Below are 21,382 nucleotides of genomic sequence, written 5' to 3'. Positions count from 1 at the left end.
AGGCATGGGGAGGCCTGGGAGTGGACAGGCCTTGGGGGTGGGATGGGGGAGTGGGGTGGGGCGGGGAGTGCACGGGTGCACTCCCCGACGAACCCGGCCAGGCGAACCCGGTCCGACGGACCAGGTCAGGCGGTCCCGGTCAGCAGGCCCTGCGGCGCAGGACCGCGTACGTGGCGGCGGTGGCCGCGGCGGCGCAGGCCAGCAGGAGGGCCGTCTCGATGCCCTGCATCGGCCAGAACTGGCTCGCCTCGTGGTACTGCTCGAAGACCGTCCCCGTACGGCAGGTGCCCGGGGCCGGACACTGGTCGTACGGCAGCCAGGAGCCGTCCTTGCGGACGACGCCGTCCTGCAGCATCCACACCTCGCCCTTCAACTGGAAGCCGCCGTGGCCCACCCAGGTGCGCACCGGCAGCAGATGGGGCCGGATCCAGTAGAAGAAGGCGCTGAGGCCCGCGCATGCGACGAGCGTGATGCCCATCGCGGGCAGCGTGCGCCGCACCAGGACGCCCACGAGGACGCCGACGGCGAGGGCCAGCAGGGCCGAGGCGACGGGCACGATGCCGAAGGTGGAGTAGACGGGGGTCTCCCAGCGGCCCCACACGTTCTGCACGGTGGTCTGCCGGGCGGCCGAGCGCACCCAGGCGGCGGCCAGCGAGCAGCCCACGGCGGTCGTCGTCACGACGGCGGCGGGCAGGGCGAGTTGGGCGGTGAGCCAGCGGGCGCGGGAGACCGACTGGGTCAGCATCAACCGGTGTGTGCCGCGCTCCAGTTCCTGCGCGATCAGCGGAGCGCCGACGAACGCGCCGATCAGCAGCGGCAGCAGCATCAGGGCGTACTGGAAGTACTGCACGGCCGTTTCGGCGTCCATCAGATGACTGAGCGTCACATCGCAGGCCGGGCTCACCGGCGGACAGGCGTCGCTCTGGCTCCGGGCCTTGAACAGCGCCGCCCGGTCGGCCGCGGCCCAGGCGACGACCGCGAGGAGGACGAGACCGGCGACCAGGAACAGGGACCGCTGACGCCGGACCACCGTGCGCAGCAGCCCCGAACGGGACGCCACGGAAGCCGACTTGGCGGAGTCGGTGGACGGGGCGAGGGACTGCGCGCTCATGCCGCCGCCTCCTGGTGCGTCGCCGTCGGCGCGGTGTCGTCCAGGGGGCGGGCGATCCACGCCGGGGCCTCGGGGGAGCGCAAGTAGGACATCAACAACGTCTCCAGGGAAGGTTCTTCGCTCTGCCAGGGACCTCCGGGCACGGTGCCGTCACCGCGCACCAGAAGCGTCGTCTGCCGTCCCCGGGTACGGGTCTCCACCACGCCGGGCAGGTCCGGTGCCGCGTCCTCGGCGGCCGGCCCGGTGAGCAGCCGGTGGTCGGCCGTGGCCTCGTCGGCGGGGCCGGACATCCGGACGCGGCCGTGGTCGAGCAGCAGTACCTCGTCGGCCATCCCTTCCAGCTCGGCCAGGACGTGCGAGGACATCACGATGCTGGTGCCGCGCTCGGCGGCGTCCGACATGAGTACGGAGGTGACGTGGTGGCGGGAGAGCGGGTCCAGGTCGGCCAGCGGCTCGTCGAGGAGCAGTACGTCCGCCGCCTTGCCCAGCGCCAGGGCGAGCGCGACGCGGGTGCGCTGTCCGCCGGAGAGGGACCCGACCCGGGCCCGCTCGGATATCCGCTCGTCGAGCATCCGCGCGGCGAGGTCGGGTCGCCAGCCGGGGTTGAGGTCGCGGCCCATCCGCAGCGTCTCGGCGACGGTCAGCCGCGGGTAGAGCGGCTTGTCCTGGCCGACGAACGCGAGCCGTGTCCGTCCCGCGTCGCTGCCCGGGTCCTCGCCCAGCAGGCGTACCGTCCCCCGGTCCGGCCGCAGCAGCCCTGCGGCCGTCTCCAGGAACGTGGTCTTGCCCCCGCCGTTGGGGCCCACCAGCGCGCAGACCCGGCCCGCGGGTATCTCCAGCCGGAGTCCCCGCAGGACGGGCTTCCCGCCCCGCCGCACGTCCAGGCCGTCGGCCCGTACGGCCGCCGTCCCTTCGGTCCGGTCGATCATGACGTCCTCGCCTTCCGGGTCCGTGTGCCGGTTCCGCTGTCCGCGGCGCCGTCGGCGAACTCCCGTTCCATCACGGACGTCACCAGGGCGATGACGTCCTCCTTGTCCAGTCCGGCCCGGCGTGCCCTGGCCGTCCACCGTTGCAGTTCGTCCCGCAGTTCACCGTCCGTCTCGCCCGCGCCCAGGGTGCGCAGCACGAACGTGCCGAGCCCCGGACGCGGTTCGACCAGCCCCGAACGCTCAAGCTCCCGATAGGCCTTGAGCACGGTGTTCGGGTTGACGGCGGTGGCCTCCACCACCTCGCGGGCCGTGGGGAGCTTGTCCCCGGGCTTCAACAGGCCGAGGCGCAGCGCCTGTTCGGTCTGTCTGACGATCTGCTGGTAGGTGGGGACACCGCTGCGTCGTTCGATGCGGTACTCGATCACTGTCACCACCCTTTAACTAATGTGTTAGTGAAACCTAGGAAGTCGATCTCCCTCATGTCAAACCCCAGGGGGCGGGGTTCCGCTCCCTGGGGTCGGTGGTGAGGTGCTTCAGCGGCCCGAGAGCCGCCGCGAGGAGTACGGCTAGGCGGCGAGCAGCGGGCGCAGTGCCCCGCCGCGGAGGCGTTCCACGAGAGGGGTGAGCAGACGGCGGCCCAGCACCGCGATGATGAGGGCGGCGATCGTTCCCACCACCGCGCCGACCGCGACGTCATGGGGGTAGTGGGCGCCGACGTAGACGCGGGAGGTTCCCATCACCACGGCCGTCAGGAGGGCGACCGCCCCGAGGCGCTTGTCGATCAGGAAGAACGCCGCGGTGAAGGCGAAGGCCACGGTGGTGTGGTTGCTGGGGAACGCGTAGTCGTCCACCGGGGGACAGGCCTCGACGAGAAAGGCGTGGGGGAGGGCCCGGCAGGGGCGGGGCTCCTCGAAGTAGTTCTTGATCCCGCTGTTGAAGACGTACGCGAGCACGACGGCGAACGGTATGGACAGGACGGCCGCCATGACCGTGCTCTCCTCCCGCCGGGCCCGCCACCACGCGAACAGCAGGAAGACGGCGAACAGCCCCATCCCGTAGTCGGTGAAGACCGCCACCGGCTCATTGAGCCAGTGGGTGTCGCGGGCGATGTCGGTGACGTCGGTGTACAGACCGCCGTCTATGGCCGCGCCGTCTAGAGCGACCGAGGAGGTAGGCATCAAGTGGATCTCCGAGATGTGGATCACATGCGGACACGCCCCGGGGAACGCACAGCGGCACGAGGCGGACACCCGGGTGAAGGTGAGGCCTCCGAGGCGTGAACATCTACAGAGGAGTAGACGCTACCAGGCGGGGTCCAGTTGCCTTACGAGCTTGCCTCACGAGCGGGCGCCTGTACGCGTACGTACGGATATGTGTGGCGGTGCGCGTACGGCCGGTCAGCGTACGCCGTCCCACAGCAGGCGCTCCCGCGCGCGGGGGTCGTCCTCCGGGCCCGAATCCTCGGCGAAGATCATCGTGGTGCGGCCGGCCGTGTCGTACGCGGGCCAGCCGGGGTCGCCGCTCGTCGCGAAGGAGACCCAGGCCGCGTGCATCGCGTCCGCGAGCGCCTGGGGCGGGCGGGGGCCGACCATCGGGGCGTACGACGGGTCGTGCAGCCGGTCGAAGACGAAGCCCAGCTCCAGGGCGTGGCACGCGCCGAGGCGGCCCGCGTACCGCGGAGAGCGCCAGGCGAACTCGTACACGTACGAGCCCGGGACGGACTCGGCCAGGCGCAGGGCGGGGATCCGGTAGAACCAGTCCGTCGCCACCGCTTCCAGCAGCTCGCCGGGGACGGCTCCGGGGCGGCTCGCCCCGTACACCGACAGCGCCCGGTCCGGGTCCACGCCGTAGGCCGCCGCCATGGTGCGGAGCCGGGACGCGGGGAAGACGTCCATGCGCTCGGTGGGGACCAGGAAGAGGCGGTACTCCTCGCGGTTGCTCCCGACGAGGAGGTCCACCCCGCAGTCGGGGCCCGGCAGGGACGGACCGGCCGTCACCGGTTCGAACGGCATCATGTTGAGCGCCGCCTCGCCCCACAGCGCCGGGTCCGGGCGGGCGCCGATCTCGCCGCGCAGCTCGGCCTGGGCGGGCAGCAGATCGTCGAGCGGGACCGCGGCGAACGCCTTCGGGGTCGGTTCGATCCCGAGCTTCTCCGCCAGCCGGGCCGCGATCAGCGCCGCCGACGACGGGCGCAGCACGTGATGGCAGGCGCCGCTCTGCAGGATCGCGCGGCGGAACAGGCCGCGGGCCTGCCCGGTGGCCAGCAGCACGCCGATGCCCATGGCGCCCGCCGACTCCCCGAACACCGTCACCCGCTCCGGATCACCGCCGAAGGAGGCGATGTTGGCGCGGACCCAGCGCAGCGCGGCCACCTGGTCGAGCAGGCCGCGGTTGTCCGGGACACCGGGAAGGTGGAGGAAGCCGTCCGAGCCCAGCCGGTAGTTGAGGGTGACGCAGACGACCCCGTCGCGGGCGAACGCGCTCCCGTCGTACCCCGACGCCGAGCCCGAGCCGTTGGAGAACGCCCCGCCGTGCAGCCACACCATCACCGGCAGACCGGCGCCCGGCCGGGGCTCCGGGGTCCAGATGTTGAGGTTCAGGCAGTCCTCGCCGGGGATCTCGTTCTCCGGGATGAGGGCGTCGAAGGGCGGCGCGTAGGGCGCGTGGGGCGCGGTGGGGCCGTAGGCCGTCGCCTCGCGTACGCCGCTCCGGCGCGCGGGTGCGGCGGGCGCGCGGAAGCGCAGGGGGCCGAAGGGCGGGGCGGCGTAGGGCAGGCCAAGGAAGGAGGCCACCCCGTCCGCGGACAGCCGCCCGCGGACGGCGCCCTGCTCGGTGGTGCAGACCGTGGTGCGGACCGTCATGCCGACAGGATTCCCCGCAGGGCCGTGTCGAACGCGTCGGGGCGCTCCAGATGCACCGTGTGTCCGGCGTCCGGCACGGCGACCTCCCGTACCAGGCCGCCCGCCGCCGCGTACCGGTCCAGGACGTGGCGGGTCTGCGCCACCATCGGCTGGGCCGGGGTGCCGTCCCAGCCCGGCACCGCGCCGATCGCGCCCAGGTGCGCCAGGTCGAACACCGAGGTGTCCGAGACGATCACATCGTCCTCGCCGCGGATCCAGAGCACCGGCGGCTTGGGGTCGACCAGGGGCAGTCCGTCGAGGCGGAAGTGCAGCGGGGACAGGGAGTTGAGGACTCCGCGGGTCCCGGGCGCGACGCCCGGCCAGACCTCCGTCGGCACGCTGTCGCCCGGGTAGTGGTCCGCGCCGGTCCGGGTGGTGAGCATGGACGCGACGTACGCGTCCTCGGCCGCGGGGCGCCATGGCGCCTTGCCGTAGCAATTCGCGAGGACGGCGCGGGGCGAGAGCGGGGAGTCCTCGCCGTGGTCGCCGTCGGCGAGCCGCGCGACGAACTCCGGGTTGGCCGTACCGCCGCCCGAGCCCGCCCCGTCCTCGGAGGTGAGGACCCCCTCCACGCCCTGCGTCCCCCCGAAGCCGTACGGGGAGACCGGGTTGACCAGGGTCAGGGAACGGACCGCGGCCGGACGGTCGCACAGATACTGCATGACCACGCCCCCGCCGAGGGACCAGCCCACCAGATGCGCGCGCTCGATCCCGAGCGCCGTGAGCAGCGCGGCGAGGTCGTCGGCGTGGTCGCGCACACCGCGCGTCGCGTCGATGGGCAGCGGATCGGTGCCGCCGAAGCCGCGCAGATCGAGCGCGAGGGGGCGGTAGCGGTCCGGGAGCCGGGTCATCGTGGTGTGCCAGAAGGCGGACGAGGAGACGTTGCCGTGGACGAAGACGACCGGTTCGCCCTCGTCCCGTACCTCGCTGAGCCGCACGGTGAGACGCCCGGTGGGCACGCGGCGGGTACGGATGCTGCTCGCGGTCATGTGCGCGGGTCCTTTACGAGAGCCAGGTGGCGATCTGAGCGGCGGCCGAGCTGTTCCAGCCCAGCTCCAGGTGGTTGGCCGCGGCGACGGTGGCCTTGCCGCCGACCGTGGGGATGCCGGTGGTGTCGAGCGCGCTCGCGACGAAGACGACACCGTCGCTGGGCCCGCGGTTCTCGTTGAAGATGCCGACGACGTCCGGGGAGCCACCGGCCAGCAGATACGTGGTGACGGACGCGGGCACGCCCGCCCGGTGCAGCGGCTCGATCAGCGAGCCCGCGTCGATGGCGGCCTGGATGCCGCTGCCCGCGGTGTAGAAGCCCTGGCCGCCGTAGTACGTCGTGTACCAGTCCTGCGCGGCGCCGTCGACCCCGTACGTGTCGTCCCAGCGGGCCAGCATCTGTCGCTGGCCGGGGTAGTTGTCGTAGCCGCCGGAGGGGGTCATCGAGAACTCGGGGTGCGCGGTGTACAGGCCGTAGCACGTCATACGGGAGTGCGGCGAGGGGGCGTTGATCTGTCCTCCGCACTCCGGCCAGACGGAGAAGTCGTGCGCCCAGCCGTGCGCGTACGGGTAGTCGTAGCCGCCGTTCGGTCCGCCGACGGTGATCAGCCTGCGGACGTCACCGGCGTACGCGCGTCCCCAACTCGGCTTCAGCGACGAGACATACGCGCGCGCCGACATCTCGCCCTTGCTCCAGCCGACCAGGTCGACCTTGTCGACCCCCAGCTTCGCCTTGATGACGGCGATCGCGTCCCCGACGACCTGCGCCTGCATCAGGTTGTCGCCCTGCTTGTGCGCGAAGCCGACGGCGAAGACCCGGTGGCCGCGCGAGGACAGGTACTGCATCAGCCCGGTGGACGGGCAGGACAGGGCGCCGCAGCCGTAGCCGCCCGACTCGCCCGGGTCGGCCCAGGCGCGGTCCGCGGTGTCGTTCGCGCCGTGCACGAGGAGGACCGGCGTCGTGTCGGCTCCGGTGTCCCAGCCGGGGGCCGAGTAGAGCAGGAAGCGGCCGGAGTACGGACGGGTGACGCCGCCGAAGTACGTCACACGCTGCCCGTCCTGGTCACCGCGGCCGTCGGCCGGGTAGCCCTCGGTGCGGAACCCGGAGGTGGAGTCGAGGTAACGCTCCACGCGCTCCCAGCCGTTGGTCACGCTGCCGGACCCGTAACTCGCCTCCAGGGCGAGGTAGGAGGGCGGCTGCCCGGCGGCGGACGCGGTGCCCCCGGTGACGGGCAGCGCGGCCACCACCGCCGTCACCAGGGCGGTCAGCAGCCGCCACCGTCCCGCACGGCCTCGTCCGTCCCGCATGCCCCGGCCCCCTTGCCCTGGTGTGGATGTGTGCGCGGCGTTGTGGTGCGCCGCGCACACGTTAGGCAAGGCCCGTACGGGGAGGCATAGGTGCGTACCCCATAAGGGAGTTGGCCCCTATGGGGCGCCGCACCATGCCCGGAACCGGCGTCCGGGGCAGTGCGCCTCGGGAGGCCTCAGAAGATCCCCTTGTAGGCCTTCCAGCCGGTCGCGATCTTGACCCGTCCGCCGAACGACCCGTTCCCCTTGCCGTTGTTGCGGTACAGGACCCCGGCCGTGTCCCGCGCGACGAGGTCGGGCTTGCCGTCGCCCGTGATGTCCCCGACGCCGACGATCGCGTTGTACGACGCGCCCCACTTGGAGCACACCTTGTGGACGTCGCCGCCCGCGTCGACGTAGGCGACGTGGCCGCCGTACGGGTCGACCGTCCAGTCCTGGCCCGCGGCCGTGCCGCGCGCCGTCCCGAGCACGCGGCTGCCGGATCTTACCGCTGCAGGAGGCGGAGAAGTACGAGGGTGACCACTGGTGCTTGTGCGTGATGGCGTGGTTGGTGTGGCCGGTGAACTCCTGGCGTATCCGGCGGGCGGAGACGCCTTTGAGGCTGTTGACCAATGCTTCGTCACGAAGACCACGTGCACATGCATCGCCGAACCAACGTGTCTGCCCCGCCTGTAGTCGTTCTTCTCACCTCATGAGGCCAATTGTCGTAATGTCTTGGTCATGCGGCTCCGCTACAACTTCCGGGCCTACCCGGATGCCACCCAGCGCCGTGCGCTGGCGCGCGCGTTCGGGTGCGCTCGCGTGGTGTGGAACGACTGCCTGCGCGACCGCAAGGAAGCGCACGCGGCGGGACTGCCGTATGTGAAGTCGGCGGAGTTGTCCCGGCTTCGCATCACCCAGGCCAAGCGCACCGAAGAACGCGCCTGGCTCGCCGACGTGTCAGCGGTCGTCCTGCAGCAGTCCCTGCGGGACCTGGATGCCGCCTACAAGAACTTCTTCGACAGCCTCAAGGGCAAACGGCGAGGGCGGAGGGTCGGGCCGCCCCGGTACAAGTCGAAGAAGGACACCCGGCAGTCGATCCGCCTCAACACCAACGCCTTCACTCTCCAGGACGACGGCACCGTGTACGTGGCCAAGGTCGGCGACCTCAAGGTCAAGTGGTCCCGCCGCCTTCCGGCGGCCCCGACGTCCCTGACCGTCACCAAGGACAGTGCGGGCCGGTACTTCCTCAGCTTCGTCGTGGACACCGACCCGGACATCCTCCCGGAGGTGGAGACCGACGCCGGTATCGACCTCGGCCTGTCCGCGTTCGCGGTCCTGTCCGACGGGACGAAGATCAGTGCCCCGCGCTTTCTGCGCCGGGCAGAGAAGAAACTCAGGCGTCTTCAGCGGGAGTTGTCCCGCAAGGTCAAGGGTTCGAAGAACCGGGCCAAGGCCCGCAGCAAGGTCGCGCGCCAGCACGCCAAGGTGGCCGACAGGCGCCGGGACTGGCACCACAAGACTTCCACCCAGATCATTCGCGACAACCAAGCGGTGTATGTGGAAGACCTCGCGGTGTCCGGCCTCGGGCGCACCCGGCTCGCCAAGTCCGTGTACGACGCGGGATGGTCCGCGTTCGTCGGCATGCTGGAGTACAAGGCGGCTCTGCACGGCCGCACCTTCGCCAAGGTCGACCGTGCCTTCCCGTCCTCTCAGGTCTGCTCGGCCTGCGGATTCCGGGACGGCCCCAAGCCCCTGCACGTGCGGGAGTGGACGTGCGGTGAGTGTGGGACCGTGCACGACCGCGACCACAACGCAGCGCGCAACGTGCTGTTCGAAGGACGTCGCATCGTCGCCGCCGGACGGGCGGAGACGCCAAACGCCTGTGGAGCGCCGGTAAGACGGGCACACGTGCCCGCACAGCGCGGTGAAGCAGGAAGCCCCCGGAAGGGTCGGACGACCCAGGCCGGAATCCCCGGACTTCAGGCCAGGGAGCATGTCAACAACGGACCAGGTGGGAGCGCGCGAGAAGAGGAGTCCCGGCGGCCTCAGTCGCCGGAGGGCGCCGGACCGACCGGTCCCGACTTCAGGCCCGCCCCGCACAGCGGCACCACCGCACCGCGCTCGCCCGGCACCCCGTCCCGCACCGCCGCCCAGGACGCCACCCCCGTCGACTCCACGTACAGGCCACGGGATGCCAGGTCCCGTTGCGCATGACGGAGTTGATCCTCCGTCACCGTCAGGAACATGCCGCCCGAGTCCCGTACCGCGCGCAGGATCTGACGGGCCCGCGGCGGCCGGGGGACCGCGATGCCCTCGGCGGCGGTCGGGGCCACGGGGGCGGCCTCCGCCAGATCGTCCGCGCCCTCCTCCCACGCCCGCGCGAGCGGTGCCACCGCGGCTGCCTGGACCGCGTACAGCGCGGGCCGACGCCCGATCAGGCCCGCCGCGTACAGCTCCGCGACGGCGAGCGCGGCGCCCAGCAGCAGCGTGCCGTTGCCGACGGGCAGCACGAGGACCTCCGGCAGCCGCCCGCCGAGGTCCTCCCACAGCTCATGGACGTAGGTCTTCGTGCCGTGCAGGAAGTACGGGTTGAAGACGTGCGAGGCGTAGAACACCCCGGGTTCGTCCGCCACTTCGCGCGCGGCCCGTGCCACGGCCTCGCGGTCGCCGTCGACCACCTCCAGCCGCGCTCCGTGCGCGTCGATCTGCTCCAGCTTCTTCGGCGAGGTGTCCCGGGGGACGTACACCGTGCACGGCAGCGCGGCCCGCGCGCAGTACGCGGCGATCGCCGTGCCCGCGTTGCCGCTGCTGTCGGCGACGACCCGGCGCGGCTCGAGGCGCAGCGCCAGCTCGGCCAGCAGCACCGCGCCCCGGTCCTTGAAGGAGAGCGTCGGCATCAGGAAGTCCAGCTTCGCCTGGACGCCGTCCGTCAGTTCCACCAGCGGGGTACGGCCCTCGCCGAGACTGACCGAGGGCCTGGCCAGCGGCAGCGTCTCCGCGTACCGCCACAGCGAGTTCACGCGCCCCGCAAGGGACTTGAGGGGGGCCGGGGTGGGGGAGAAGTCGAGGTCCAGCGGGCCGCCGCAGACGGGGCAGCACCAGGCGAGCGACCTCGCGGACACCCGCGTGCCGTCCACCGGGCAGTAACAGTCCGGCAAAAGTGTCATGGGAACAGGGTTGTCGATCGGGGGCGCCCTGTCCTGCGCTCGCCGTACCATGCGGCTCGTACACCAGTTCTCCACATTCGGACGAGGAGCCCGTACTCGTGGCCATACCCCCGCCTCCCGGCCCCCAGCAGCCCCAGGACCCCCCTCCGCAGGGTGCGTACGGGCAGCCGTACGGGCAGCCGTACGGGCCGCCGTACGGGAACGGGCTCCCGTACCAGCCCTGGGGCCAGGGGTACGCCCCGTACCACCGTCCGGCGCCGGTCAACGGGCTCGCGGTCGCCGCGCTCGTCCTCGGCATCATGTGCTTCCTGCCCGCCGTCGGGCTGATCCTCGGGCTGATCGCGCTCGCGCAGATCAAGCGGCGCGGCGAGCGCGGCCGGGGGCTCGCGATCGGCGGAATCGCGACGTCCTCGCTCGGGCTCGCGCTGCTGGTGCTGTTCTTCGCGACGGGCAGCGCGTCGGAGTTCTGGGAGGGCGTCAAGGACGGGGCGCGCGACAGCGTGACGTTCTCCGTGAAGAAGGGCGAGTGCTTCGACGTGCCCGGTGGGTCGCTGGAGGGCGAGCCGTACGACGTCCGCACGGTGTCCTGCTCCGGCAGGCACCAGGCCGAGGTGTTCGCCGACTACGAGCTGACCGGCACCCGTTACCCCGGCACCGCCACGCTCACCGAGATCGCCGAGGAGAAGTGCTTCACGCTCCAGAGCGCCTACGCCATGGACTTCTGGGCGATCCCCGACTACGTCGACGTCTACTACTTCACGCCCACGCGGGAGAGTTGGCGCTTCGGCGACCGCGACATCAACTGCATGTTCGGCCACACCGACGCCAAGAGCAGGCTCACCGGCTCGCTGCGCCGCGACGCCACGACCCTGGCCGGGGACCAACTCGCCTATCTGCAGGCGGACGTCCTGCTCTACGACGCCCTGAACACCGTCCCCGACACCGCGGATGTCGAGGACGACCTGCCGGGCCACCGGGCGTGGGCGGAGCGGGTTGCCGCCGCGCTGACCGAGCAGACCCGGAACCTGCGCACCCATGAGTGGCAGGACGACGCCGACAAGCCCGTCGCGGATCAGACGAAGGCCCTGGAGCGGGCCCGCGAGGAGTGGCGGAAGGCGGCGGAGGCCACGGACGCCGACGCGTTCTACACCCACTACGACGAGGGCAGCGCGCTGCTGGAGGGCCGCGAGGCGGTCACCGCACGCAAGGCTCTGGGCCTCGCTACCACCCCTCCGTCACATGACAGCGACGACAGCGAGGGTTCCGGCGGAGACACCCGGAGCGAGGAGCGGGTGTAACGGGCGCCATAACGGGGAGAAAGTGCCTGCGCAAAGCCCTGTGCAGGCAATGTCATCACATCGAGTGATTCTCTGGCCTCTGCTTGCGCGGCACCACCCAGGGTTGCCAATCTGTTGCTGTCTGTACAGCCTGAGGGGAGCGGCCAGTGACTTTCGGTGACCAGCCGGCATATCTGCGGGTCGCGGGTGATCTCCGCAAGAAGATCGCCGACGGCCTGCTGCCGCCGCACACCCGCCTCCCGTCCCAGGCCCGTATCCGCGAGGAGTACGGCGTCTCGGACACGGTGGCCCTGGAGGCCCGCAAGGTGCTGATGGCCGAGGGGCTCGTCGAGGGCCGCTCCGGCTCGGGCACCTATGTCCGGGAGCGGCCCGTGCCGCGGCGCATCGCCCGCTCCGGCTTCCGCCCGGAGAGCGGGGCCACGCCGTTCCGTCAGGAGCAGGCGGACACCTCGGCGCACGGCACCTGGGACTCGCGCAGCGAGCAGACGGAGGCGAGCGGCGTCATCGCCGAGCGGCTCGCCATCCAGCCGGGCGACCGCGTGATGCGCACGAAGTACGTGTTCCGGGAGGCGGGCGAGGTGATGATGCTCTCCACGTCCTGGGAGCCGCTCGCCCTGACCGGCCGCACGCCCGTGATGCTCCCCGAGGAGGGCCCTCTCGGCGGCATGGGCGTCGTGGAGCGCATGGCCGCCATCGACGTGATCGTGGACAACGTCACGGAGGAGGTCGGCGCCCGCCCCGGCCTCGCGGAGGAGCTGATGGCGCTGGGCGGCGTCCCTGGCCATGTGGTGCTGACGCTCCAGCGGACGTACTTCGCCTCGGGCCGCCCGGTGGAGACGGCGGACGTGGTCGTGCCCGCGGACCGGTTCCGTGCGGCGTACCACCTGCCGGTGAAGTAGCCGCGCGGACCCGCCTCTCTTCCCGCGAGGTCCGCTTCTCCCTCAATAGCCGTATCCCGGGCCGCAGTTGGGATTCGGTCGTTCCTTCCGCCCTCACCCCTGATCGGCTTTGCGCTGCTCGGCGTGCGCCGGGGGCGTGTGCGACGGCGCGTTCGACGGCGTGCGCCCCCTCCCCGGTGGCTGGTTGCGTAACCTCTTTGTGAAAACCCGTATTCGCTCCGTAAAGGCAGGGCGTAGGCTCGGGCATATGCGCAATGCGGTTCCCTCGGAAGGGGCGCGGCGGATATCGGGGACGGGACGCGGAGGGGTGCGATGAGCGACGGCACGATCACTCTTCCCTGGCTGATCATCCGGCAGGACGACAACGGCAACCGCTACAGCGTGGGCAGGTACGCGACCCGCGCCGAGGCCCAGAAGATCGTGGACAGTTTCGAGGACCGCGGCCACAAGCAGCTCTACTGGGTGGAGCGCATCGGGCGCAGCGGGAGCAACGGAAGCACGTGAGGGGTTCGCCCCGCACGGCCGTCCCGCCCCGCGCTCCCGTAGGCTCCGGCGCATGACGCAGACGATCGTGGTGGTCGGAGGTGCCCTGCTGGACCGAGGCCGTCTCCTGGCCGCCCGCCGCAGCGCGCCCCCCGAGCTGGCCGGGCGCTGGGAACTGCCCGGCGGCAAGGTCGAACCCGGCGAGAGCCCCGAACATGCCCTGGCGCGCGAGTTGCGCGAGGAGTTGGGCGTGACGGTGGAGCCGGTCGGCCGCGTACCGGGGGAGTGGCCCCTGAAGCCGGGATATGTCCTGCGGGTGTGGACCGCGCGCCTGCTCGCCGGGGTGCCCGAGCCCCTGGAGGACCACGACGAGCTGCGCTGGCTGACCCCCGAGGAGATCTGGGACGTCGACTGGCTCGACCAGGACGTGGCGGCGGTCGAGGCCGTACTGGCGGAATGGCGGCCCACCGAGGGCGTCCCGGGACGGGCCTGTTCTTCCTGACCCCTGTCCGACCACTGGCGTGGCCCGTGTCCTGCTCCCCTGACGCGCCCGCGCCCCGCGCCCTCCGCCCCGTACGCCGTTGGTGCCACCGTGCGCCCTTGTGCGCGGTAAGGCACCTCGCATACCGGGTATGGGCCCACTAACCCCACGAAACCGGACATGGGTGGGCTTCTGGGTCTGGGAAGTGATCGGTGTGCTCGACACCGAAGGTCAAAGCGCCGAGTGGACGTTCCCCGCTGAACCGGGTGCGGTGCGGACCGCTCGTACCGCGGTCCGGGAGCAACTGCGCTCCTGGGGGCTCGATCAGCTCGGCGAGGTCGCCGCGCTGCTGGTCAGCGAGCTGGTGACCAACGCACTGCGGCATGCGACGGGCCCCATCGGCGTCCGCCTCGTACGCCCCGCCGACTCCGCCGCCACCCTGCGCGTCGAGGTCTCCGACCCGCTCCCGGACCCGCCCCGCGAGCGCACCGCCCGCGCCGACGACGAGAACGGCCGCGGGCTCCAGTTGGTCGCCCACTCCTCGAGCCGCTGGGGCCATGAGCCGGCGGAACCCGGCAAGACAGTCTGGTTCGAACTGGGGGTTTCCGGCTGACCGAGCCACCGTCCGCCCCGCGCCGCCCGTCCCCGCTGATCGCGCCCCCCTGTGCGCGGTGGCGCTGCGCTGGCGCACGGTGAGGCACCAGGGGCGCACGGTGAGCGAAAGGATCACGCCAGGGTCGATGGCGGCAGTCTTTGGTTCGAGGGGGCATCACCTGGTTAGAAGACTGGGAGTATGGCGCGGCCGGTCCGAAAGCCATCGGGACCATGGTGTGATCGTGAACACCGTGTTGCGCGGCGCCGCAGTGCTGGATACTGCGGGCAGCCGCCCTCGGTGACCGGTGCCGGACGCGGTGAGCTGGAGGGGACGGTTCGCGTGAGCGAGATACCAGCGAAGGCCACGGAGTCCGAGGACCCGTCGGACGGCGCGAGGGCAGCGGCCACGACTGACGCTGCCGTGGCCGCCGAACTTCGCGATGCCGCGAGCGGCACGTTGTGGCAGGTCAGCCCGCCTGGCTCCATGTACGACTACATAAAGGTCGCGTCGTTCTCCATCGGTCCCGACGGGCATGTCGACCAGTGGAGCCTGCGGGCCGAGCAGTTGTTCGGCATCCCCGCCGAGCGGGCCGTCGGCATGGATCCCATCGAGGCGTTCATCGCACCCGAACTGCGCGAGCGCGGCCAGCGCAAGATGGCCGAGATTCTCGATGGCCGGGAGTGGACGGGTGTCGTCCCCTTCCGGGCGCCCGATGCGGCCGGGACGGAGGGGCTCGCCGAGGTCTATGTGATGCCCACGGCCACCGAGGAGGGCGAGCGGGCCGCCGTGTGCATCGTCGTGGACGTCCACACGCTGCGCCGGATCGAGACCGACCTCGCCGCCTCGCAGGCGATTTTCGGTCAATCTCCCTTCGGGTTCCTGCTGATCGACACCGAACTGCGGGTGCGGCGCGCCAACCAGCGCTTCGCCTCCGTCTTCGGCGGCACCCCGGACGACCACCGCGGCCGTCGCGTCCACGACTACCTGCCGGCGGCGGAGGCCGACCGCGTGGCCGCGACCCTGCGGCGCGTCCTGGAGACCGGCGAGTCGATCACGGACATGCATGTCACGGGCTTCGTCCCCGGCTCCGACGAGCGCAAGCACTGGTCCGCCAACCTCTACCGCGTCCACAGCGGCAGCGGGCGCACCCTCGGCGTCGCCTGGCTCAGTACCGATGTCACCGGCCGCCGCGCCGCCGCCCGCGAGGCCGCCGCCGCCCGCCGCAACCTCGCACTCCTCAACGAGGCGGGCGCCCGCATCGGCAACTCCCTCGACCTGGAGACCACCGCACGCGAACTCCTCGACGTGGTCGTGCCCGGCTTCTGCGACCTCGCCACCGTCGACCTCCACCAAGGGCTGCTGGTCGGCGACGAGACACCGCCCGGACTCACCGACGGAAGCGTCGAGTTGCGGCGCGTCGCCTTCTCCAGCGCGGTCTCGGGCGTGCCCTTCGCCACCGGCCCCGCGCCCGTACCCGTCGGCTCCGTCCACCACTACGCCTTCAACTCGCCCTGGGCGGCGGCCCTGCGCACCGGGCGCCCCCGGTACATCCCGGCCGAGGACGGCGGGCTGATCCAGTCCACGCTCGCGGTGCCCATGGTCGCCCACGACACCGTGGTCGGCCTCGCCCAGTTCTGCCGTACGAAGGGCAGCGAGCCGTTCGGCGAACGGGACCGCGGGCTCGCCGTGGAACTGGCCGCGCGCGCCGCGGTCTGTATCGACAACGCGCGCCTGTACCGCCGCGAGCACGAACGGGCGCTGATCCTGCAGCGCTCCCTGCTGCCGCCGGGCGACCCCGAGGCCTCCGGGCTCGACATCGCCTGCCGCTATCTGCCGGGCAACGCGGCGACCGAGGTCGGCGGCGACTGGTTCGACGTCATCGAACTGCCGGGCCACCGCACCGCGTTGGTCGTCGGCGACGTCATGGGCCGCGGGCTGCGCGCCGCCGTGGCGATGGGCGAACTCCGTACGGCGGTCCGTACGTTGGCCCTGCTCGACCTCGAACCCGCCGAGGTGCTCTCCGCGTTGGACGAGATCGCGCGCGGCCTCGGCGCCCCGTCGGAAGCCGGGCGCACATCCCGCCAGCCGCGCGACGCGGAGCTGTCCGAGGTGTACCTCGCGACCTGTGTGTACGCGGTCTACGACCCGGTGACGCGCCGCTGCACCTTCGCCAACGCGGGCCATCTGCCCCCGGTCCTCGTCGAGCCGGGCGAGCCCGCGCTGATGCTGGACGTGCCGCCCGGGATGCCGCTCGGCGTGGGCGGCGAGCCGTTCGAGGAGGTGGAGGTCGAACTGCCCGAGGGCGCGCTGCTCGCGCTCTACACGGACGGGCTGGTCGAGTCCCGCGACCATCCGCTGGACGAGGGCCTCCAGGCGTTCGTCGGAGCGCTCACCGACTCCAGCAGGCCGCTGGAGGACGTCTGCGACCACGTCCTGACCACCCTCGACACCCACCACGGCGAGGACGACATCGCGCTGCTGATGGCACGCATCCAGGGCCTGCCCGCCGAGTCCGTCGGCGACTGGACCCTGCCGCGCGAGCCGCGCAGCGTCGGCCGCGCCCGCGAGTACGCACGCGCCCAACTCACCGGCTGGGGCCTTGAACCCCTCGTGGACACGGCGGAGCTGCTGGTCAGCGAGCTGGTGACCAACGCCCTGCGGTACGGGGAGGGCGAGATCCGGCTGCGGCTGCTCCTCGACCGGACGCTGGTGTGCGAGGTGTGGGACGCGGGCCTGGTCCAACCGCGCCGCCGCCGCGCCCGCGACACCGACGAGGGCGGCCGAGGACTGCAACTGGTCGGCCTGCTCTCCGCAGGCTGGGGCTCACGCCGCACCCCGCACGGCAAGACAGTGTGGTTCGAACTACCGCTCCCGGACGGCGACAGCCACGCGATGGACCCGACGGAGGCACTGCTGAGCCTGTACTAGACGGCTCCCTCTAGCCGGTTCCTTCGCCGGGCGGGTGTCGGGGCGTGTGGAACAGTTCGCCGCAGTTCCTGCGCCCGCGTGTGCCCGGTCCGCCGTAGCTCGCGGGGCCGCCGGTGTCCCGGCCGGGGCGGGCGCGGAGCAGGATGCCGCCGAGTACGGCGCCGCCGGTCTCCAGGCTCTCGCCGTACGGCGTCCCGTACGTCCGTACGTCCCGCTCCGCGAGCTGCCGGGCCTGTCGGGCCTGGGTGTCTGCCTCACGGGCGTCGGCGAGGGCGGCGGACGGGGCCGGTACGGGGGGCCGCTCCGTGTTCTCCGCCTCCCGCAGCCGCCGCTCCGCCTCCGCGAGCCGCGTCCGCGCCTCCACGCCGACCGCGCCTCGGTACGCCGTCACATGGTCCGCCGCGGCGGCGACCGTACTGCGCGCGGTCAGCAGCGCCCGCTCCAGCCGGGCCAGGGCCCGCGAGCCGTCCGGGGTGCGCGCGAGGGCCCGGTCCAGCCCGGTCGACACGTGCTCGATCCGCCGCAGCGCCCCCACCGGATCGCGCCACCCCCGCGCGGCGGCGGGAGCCTCGGCCCGGAGCGCCTCCACCACCGACTCCCCGTACGCGATCCGCCCCCGCAGATCCGCTCGGGCGCCCTGCGTGTCCAGGAGTGCGCGGGCCTCGGCCAGATCCCTGGCCGTGGCGGCGAGAGCGGCGGGCAGCTTCCGCGTCGCGGTGGCCAGCTCCGTCGCGAGCCGGGCGATGCCGTCCGTCAGCACTCCCGCCTGGTCGACGGCGGCCTCCGCCGCCCGCAGCCGGGCCACCGCGTGCTCGATCTCGTCCCGGTCCAGGGCCCGGCGCGCCCCGTTGAGACACGTCGTGGCGAACACCAGCCGGTCCTTGGCCTGTTCGTCATGGCCCGCCACCGGCAGATACGCGGCCAGGGCACAGCGCTCGCGCAGCTCGGCGAGCACGCCGTCCGTGTCCACGGCCCGCGCCGCCCGCCGCCGGAACCGCGTCTCGGCGTACTCCACCGCCTCCCGCGCGGCCCGCTCCAGCGCCCGTGTCCCGTCGAACCCGGGCGCCTCCGCGTCCAGCCGCCGCCCCGCCGCGTCGCATCGCGCGACGATCTCCTCCAGCAGCTCCCGCCTCGCCCCCGCCCCCTCGTCGAGCTGATGCCGCGCCCGGAACGCGGCGGCCAGCTCCGCCGCGGCGAACTCCACGGCCGCCACATGCGCATGCACGGCTTCCTCGCCCCATCGCGCGGTGACGTACGAGAGTTCCTCTCGGCTCGTCCGCACACAGTCGTCGATCGCGACGAGCGAGTCCCCGGCGCGCCGGTCGAGTTCGTCCAGCGGTACGACGGTCGGCGTCCGCCCGCCCGGTGTCGTCCGCGTCCTCGCGCGCAGCCCGCGCCGCAGCGACGCGTACCCGGCCAGGGCCACGGCGGTCCCCACGGCCACCAGCGGCAGCACCAGGTCGCCGCCGGACGTCCCGCCCGCGGCTCCCACCACGCCCATCGGCATTGGCGGCGTCACAAGTGGGAGCGTATGACCGGCGAGGCGAACCCGCGACCGGGGTGCGCCCTTCGGGGACGCGGGGGCCTACGGAAGGCGTCTCAGTCCGCCGGAGAACGCCTCCGGATCTTCGACCCCAGCCACACCAGCGGGTCGTACTTGCGGTCCGCCGCGCTCTCCTTCATCGGGATCAGCGCGTTGTCCGTGATCTTGATGCTCTCGGGGCACACCTCGGTGCAGCACTTGGTGATGTTGCAGTAGCCGAGCCCGTGGTCGTCCTGGGCCGTGCGCTTGCGGTCCAGACCCGTCTCGCTCGCCGCGTCCAGCGGATGCATGTCCAGCTCCGCCGTCCGCATCAGGAAGCGCGGCCCCGCGTACGCCGGCTTGTTCTCCTCGTGGTCACGGACGACATGGCAGACGTCCTGGCACAGGAAGCACTCGATGCACTTACGGAACTCCTGCGGCCGGTCCACGTCCTGCTGCCACATGCGGTACTCACCGGGGCCCAGCCCGGAGGGCGGCACGAAGGCCGGGATCTCGCGCGCCTTCCGGTAGTTGAAGCCCACGTCCGTCACCAGATCGCGGATCACCGGGAAGGCGCGCAGCGGGGTCACGGTGATCGTCTCGTCCCGCTCGAAGACCGACATCCGCGTCATGCACATCAGCCGTGGCCGCCCGTTGATCTCCGCCGAGCACGAACCGCACTTGCCCGCCTTGCAGTTCCAGCGCACCGCGAGATCGGGCGCCTGGGTGGCCTGGAGCCGGTGGATGATGTCCAGCACCACCTCGCCCTCGTTGACCTCGACCGCGAAGTCCTCCAGCCCACCGCCCCGCGTATCCCCCCGCCACACCTTGAAGCGAGCCTCGTAGCCGCTCATGCGCACAGCTCCTCTTCGGCGAGGTACTTGACCAGCTCCTCCTTCTCGAAGAGGGCGAGCAGGTCGGGGCGGATGGGGTCGGTGGTCTCGCGGGAGAGGGTGATCTGGCCGCGGACCGGATCGGACGCCGCCTGGGGGCCGCCCGGGTCGGTGAGGCGGCACAGCAGGTTCACGCAGCGCCACGTCCGGTTCATCGTCGGGAAGTCCTCGCGGGTGTGTCCGCCGCGCGACTCCGTGCGTTCCAGCGCGGCGCGTGCCACGCACTCGCTGACCAGCAGCATGTTGCGCAGGTCCAGGGCGAGGTGCCAGCCCGGGTTGAACTGGCGGTGGCCCTCGATGCCCGCCCGGCGGGCCCGTGCCCGCAGTTCCGCGAGCTTCTTGAGGGCCTGTTCCATCTCCGACTCGCGGCGGATGATGCCGACCAGGTCGTTCATCGTCTGCTGGAGTTCCTGGTGGAGGGCGTACGGGTTCTCCGGCGGGTGGGTCTGCCCCTCGCCGGTCGCCGGGCCCTCGGCGGAGAACGGGCGCAGGGCCTCCGCCGCGGCCGTGGCCACCTGGGCGTCGTCCACGCGCGGGCGCCCGGCCGTCCCGGCCGCGTAATGGGCCGCGTGCAGTCCCGCCCGGCGCCCGAACACCAGGAGATCCGAGAGGGAGTTGCCGCCCAGCCGGTTGGAGCCGTGCATCCCTCCGGCAACCTCCCCGGCGGCGAACAGCCCCGGCACCCCGCGGGCCGCCGCCGTGTCGGAGTCGACCGCGACACCGCCCATCACGTAGTGGCAGGTCGGCCCGACCTCCATCGCCTCGGCGGTGATGTCGACGTCCGCCAGCTCCTTGAACTGGTGGTACATGGACGGCAGTCGGCGCCGGATGACCTCGGCGGACATCCGGGTCGACACATCGAGGAAGACCCCGCCGTGCGGCGAGCCGCGGCCCGCCTTCACCTCCGCGTTGATGGCCCGCGCGACCTCGTCACGCGGGAGCAGTTCGGGCGGGCGCCGGTTGTGGTCGGGGTCCTCGTACCAGCGGTCGCCCTCCTCCTCCGACTCCGCGTACTTCTCCTTGAAGACGTCGGGGATGTAGTCGAACATGAACCGCTTGCCGTCGGAGTTGCGCAGCACCCCGCCGTCCCCGCGCACCGACTCGGTGACGAGGATGCCCTTCACCGACGGCGGCCAGACCATGCCCGTCGGATGGAACTGCACGAACTCCATGTTCAGCAGGTGCCCCCCGGCGAGCAGGGCCAGCGCGTGCCCGTCGCCCGTGTACTCCCACGAATTCGACGTCACCTTGAAGGACTTGCCGATACCGCCCGTCGCGATCACGACGGCGGGTGCTTCGAGGACGAAGAAGCGCCCGGACTCGCGTTCGTAGGCGAAGACCCCGGAGACCCGGTCGCCGTCCTTGAGGACCTGGGTGACCGTGCACTCCTGGAAGACCTTCAGCCGGGACTCGTAGTCGCCGGTCTCCTTCTTGTCCTCCTGTTGGAGGGCGACGATCTTCTGCTGGAGCGTGCGGATCAGCTCCAGGCCGGTCCGGTCGCCGACGTGTGCGAGGCGCGGGTACTCGTGGCCGCCGAAGTTGCGCTGCGAGATGCGCCCGTCGTCGGTACGGTCGAAGAGGGCGCCCCAGGTCTCCAACTCCCAGACTCGGTCCGGCGCTTCGCGCGCGTGCAGCTCGGCCATCCGCCACTGGTTGAGGAACTTCCCGCCCCGCAGGGTGTCGCGGAAGTGCACCTGCCAGGAGTCGTGCGGGTTGACGTTGCCCATCGCCGCCGCGATGCCGCCCTCGGCCATCACGGTGTGCGCCTTGCCGAACAGCGACTTGCAGATCACGGCCGTACGCGCGCCTCGCTCGCGCGCCTCGATGGCGGCCCGCAGACCGGCCCCGCCGGCCCCGACCACGACGACGTCCCATTCCTGCCGGTCGACCACGGACATC

At 72.1% G+C, this 21,382-nt stretch carries 17 protein-coding genes and 3 pseudogenes; 7 read left to right on the top strand and 13 right to left on the bottom strand.

Annotation, left to right across the window (positions count from 1 at the left end):
* Positions 1-139: 139 nt before the first annotated feature.
* The 9 genes and pseudogenes from NGF19_RS19935 to NGF19_RS19895 all read right to left on the bottom strand — a co-directional run.
* Positions 140-1,111: an ABC-2 membrane transporter-related protein gene (locus NGF19_RS19935; RefSeq protein WP_252426411.1), complete on the bottom strand. Its 972-nt coding sequence runs from the start codon at positions 1,109-1,111 to the stop codon at positions 140-142.
* Positions 1,108-2,040, bottom strand: a complete 933-nt coding sequence (locus NGF19_RS19930; RefSeq protein ID WP_252426410.1) for an ABC transporter ATP-binding protein — start codon at positions 2,038-2,040, stop codon at positions 1,108-1,110. The genes NGF19_RS19935 and NGF19_RS19930 overlap by 4 nt, the downstream gene beginning before the upstream one ends.
* On the bottom strand, positions 2,037-2,465 hold the full coding sequence (locus NGF19_RS19925) for a GntR family transcriptional regulator (protein ID WP_252426475.1): 429 nt from the start codon (positions 2,463-2,465) through the stop codon (positions 2,037-2,039). The genes NGF19_RS19930 and NGF19_RS19925 overlap by 4 nt, the downstream gene beginning before the upstream one ends.
* 141 nt (positions 2,466-2,606) lie before the next feature.
* A complete protein-coding gene (locus tag NGF19_RS19920; RefSeq protein WP_252426409.1) occupies positions 2,607-3,218 on the bottom strand; it encodes a phosphatase PAP2 family protein in 612 nt (203 codons plus the stop codon).
* Positions 3,219-3,437: 219 nt separating this feature from the next.
* Positions 3,438-4,901 carry a carboxylesterase/lipase family protein gene (locus tag NGF19_RS19915; protein ID WP_252426408.1) on the bottom strand — a complete coding sequence of 488 codons (1,464 nt, stop codon included), beginning with the start codon at positions 4,899-4,901 and terminating at the stop codon, positions 3,438-3,440.
* The gene (locus NGF19_RS19910; protein ID WP_252426407.1) at positions 4,898-5,929 is read right to left on the bottom strand and encodes an alpha/beta fold hydrolase; all 1,032 of its coding nucleotides are present in this window, start codon (positions 5,927-5,929) and stop codon (positions 4,898-4,900) included. Before NGF19_RS19910 ends, NGF19_RS19915 begins: the two co-directional genes overlap by 4 nt.
* Before the next feature lie 13 nt (positions 5,930-5,942).
* Positions 5,943-7,235, bottom strand: a complete 1,293-nt coding sequence (locus NGF19_RS19905) for an esterase/lipase family protein (protein ID WP_252426406.1) — start codon at positions 7,233-7,235, stop codon at positions 5,943-5,945.
* A 176-nt stretch (positions 7,236-7,411) separates the two neighbouring features.
* A pseudogene (locus NGF19_RS19900) lies at positions 7,412-7,603 on the bottom strand (FG-GAP repeat domain-containing protein); the annotation flags it as partial.
* Between the two features lie 127 nt (positions 7,604-7,730).
* Positions 7,731-7,879: pseudogene (locus tag NGF19_RS19895) on the bottom strand (transposase); the annotation flags it as partial.
* Between the two features lie 76 nt (positions 7,880-7,955).
* Here NGF19_RS19895 and NGF19_RS19890 point away from each other — a divergent pair.
* A pseudogene (locus NGF19_RS19890) lies at positions 7,956-9,197 on the top strand (RNA-guided endonuclease InsQ/TnpB family protein); the annotation flags it as partial.
* A gap of 65 nt (positions 9,198-9,262) precedes the next feature.
* On the opposite strand, the gene NGF19_RS19885 reads toward NGF19_RS19890, so the two are convergent.
* The gene (locus NGF19_RS19885; RefSeq protein WP_252426405.1) at positions 9,263-10,384 is read right to left on the bottom strand and encodes a pyridoxal-phosphate dependent enzyme; all 1,122 of its coding nucleotides are present in this window, start codon (positions 10,382-10,384) and stop codon (positions 9,263-9,265) included.
* A gap of 98 nt (positions 10,385-10,482) precedes the next feature.
* Here NGF19_RS19885 and NGF19_RS19880 point away from each other — a divergent pair, with 98 nt between their 5' ends.
* The 6 genes from NGF19_RS19880 to NGF19_RS19855 all read left to right on the top strand — a co-directional run bounded on the left by NGF19_RS19880 (position 10,483) and on the right by NGF19_RS19855 (position 17,068).
* Positions 10,483-11,682 carry a DUF4190 domain-containing protein gene (locus NGF19_RS19880; protein ID WP_252426404.1) on the top strand — a complete coding sequence of 400 codons (1,200 nt, stop codon included), beginning with the start codon at positions 10,483-10,485 and terminating at the stop codon, positions 11,680-11,682.
* Between the two features lie 146 nt (positions 11,683-11,828).
* Entirely contained in the window at positions 11,829-12,581 is a 753-nt protein-coding gene (locus NGF19_RS19875; protein WP_252426403.1) for a GntR family transcriptional regulator, read from the top strand.
* A gap of 312 nt (positions 12,582-12,893) precedes the next feature.
* The gene (locus NGF19_RS19870) at positions 12,894-13,085 is read left to right on the top strand and encodes an SPOR domain-containing protein (protein WP_252426402.1); all 192 of its coding nucleotides are present in this window, start codon (positions 12,894-12,896) and stop codon (positions 13,083-13,085) included.
* Between the two features lie 52 nt (positions 13,086-13,137).
* Positions 13,138-13,566, top strand: coding sequence for a (deoxy)nucleoside triphosphate pyrophosphohydrolase (locus NGF19_RS19865; protein ID WP_252426401.1), 429 nt, complete (start codon positions 13,138-13,140; stop codon positions 13,564-13,566).
* Positions 13,567-13,729: 163 nt separating this feature from the next.
* The gene (locus NGF19_RS19860; protein WP_252426400.1) at positions 13,730-14,158 is read left to right on the top strand and encodes an ATP-binding protein; all 429 of its coding nucleotides are present in this window, start codon (positions 13,730-13,732) and stop codon (positions 14,156-14,158) included.
* 321 nt (positions 14,159-14,479) lie between these two features.
* On the top strand, positions 14,480-17,068 hold the full coding sequence (locus NGF19_RS19855) for a SpoIIE family protein phosphatase (RefSeq protein WP_252426399.1): 2,589 nt from the start codon (positions 14,480-14,482) through the stop codon (positions 17,066-17,068).
* A 10-nt stretch (positions 17,069-17,078) separates the two neighbouring features.
* On the opposite strand, the gene NGF19_RS19850 is transcribed toward NGF19_RS19855, so the two are convergent.
* The 3 genes from NGF19_RS19850 to NGF19_RS19840 all read right to left on the bottom strand — a co-directional run bounded on the left by NGF19_RS19850 (position 17,079) and on the right by NGF19_RS19840 (position 21,381).
* A complete protein-coding gene (locus NGF19_RS19850; protein WP_252426398.1) occupies positions 17,079-18,587 on the bottom strand; it encodes a TPM domain-containing protein in 1,509 nt (502 codons plus the stop codon).
* A gap of 80 nt (positions 18,588-18,667) precedes the next feature.
* Positions 18,668-19,444: a succinate dehydrogenase/fumarate reductase iron-sulfur subunit gene (locus NGF19_RS19845; protein WP_252426397.1), complete on the bottom strand. Its 777-nt coding sequence runs from the start codon at positions 19,442-19,444 to the stop codon at positions 18,668-18,670.
* A complete protein-coding gene (locus tag NGF19_RS19840; RefSeq protein ID WP_252426396.1) occupies positions 19,441-21,381 on the bottom strand; it encodes a fumarate reductase/succinate dehydrogenase flavoprotein subunit in 1,941 nt (646 codons plus the stop codon). The genes NGF19_RS19845 and NGF19_RS19840 overlap by 4 nt, the downstream gene beginning before the upstream one ends.
* Position 21,382 lies beyond the last annotated feature (1 nt).

The sequence above is a fragment of the Streptomyces macrolidinus genome (assembly GCF_023887685.1).
GTDB lineage: Bacteria > Actinomycetota > Actinomycetes > Streptomycetales > Streptomycetaceae > Streptomyces > Streptomyces macrolidinus.
The sequence above is the reverse complement of the archived record's forward strand: the minus strand, read 5'-3'. Positions and strand labels throughout refer to the sequence as shown.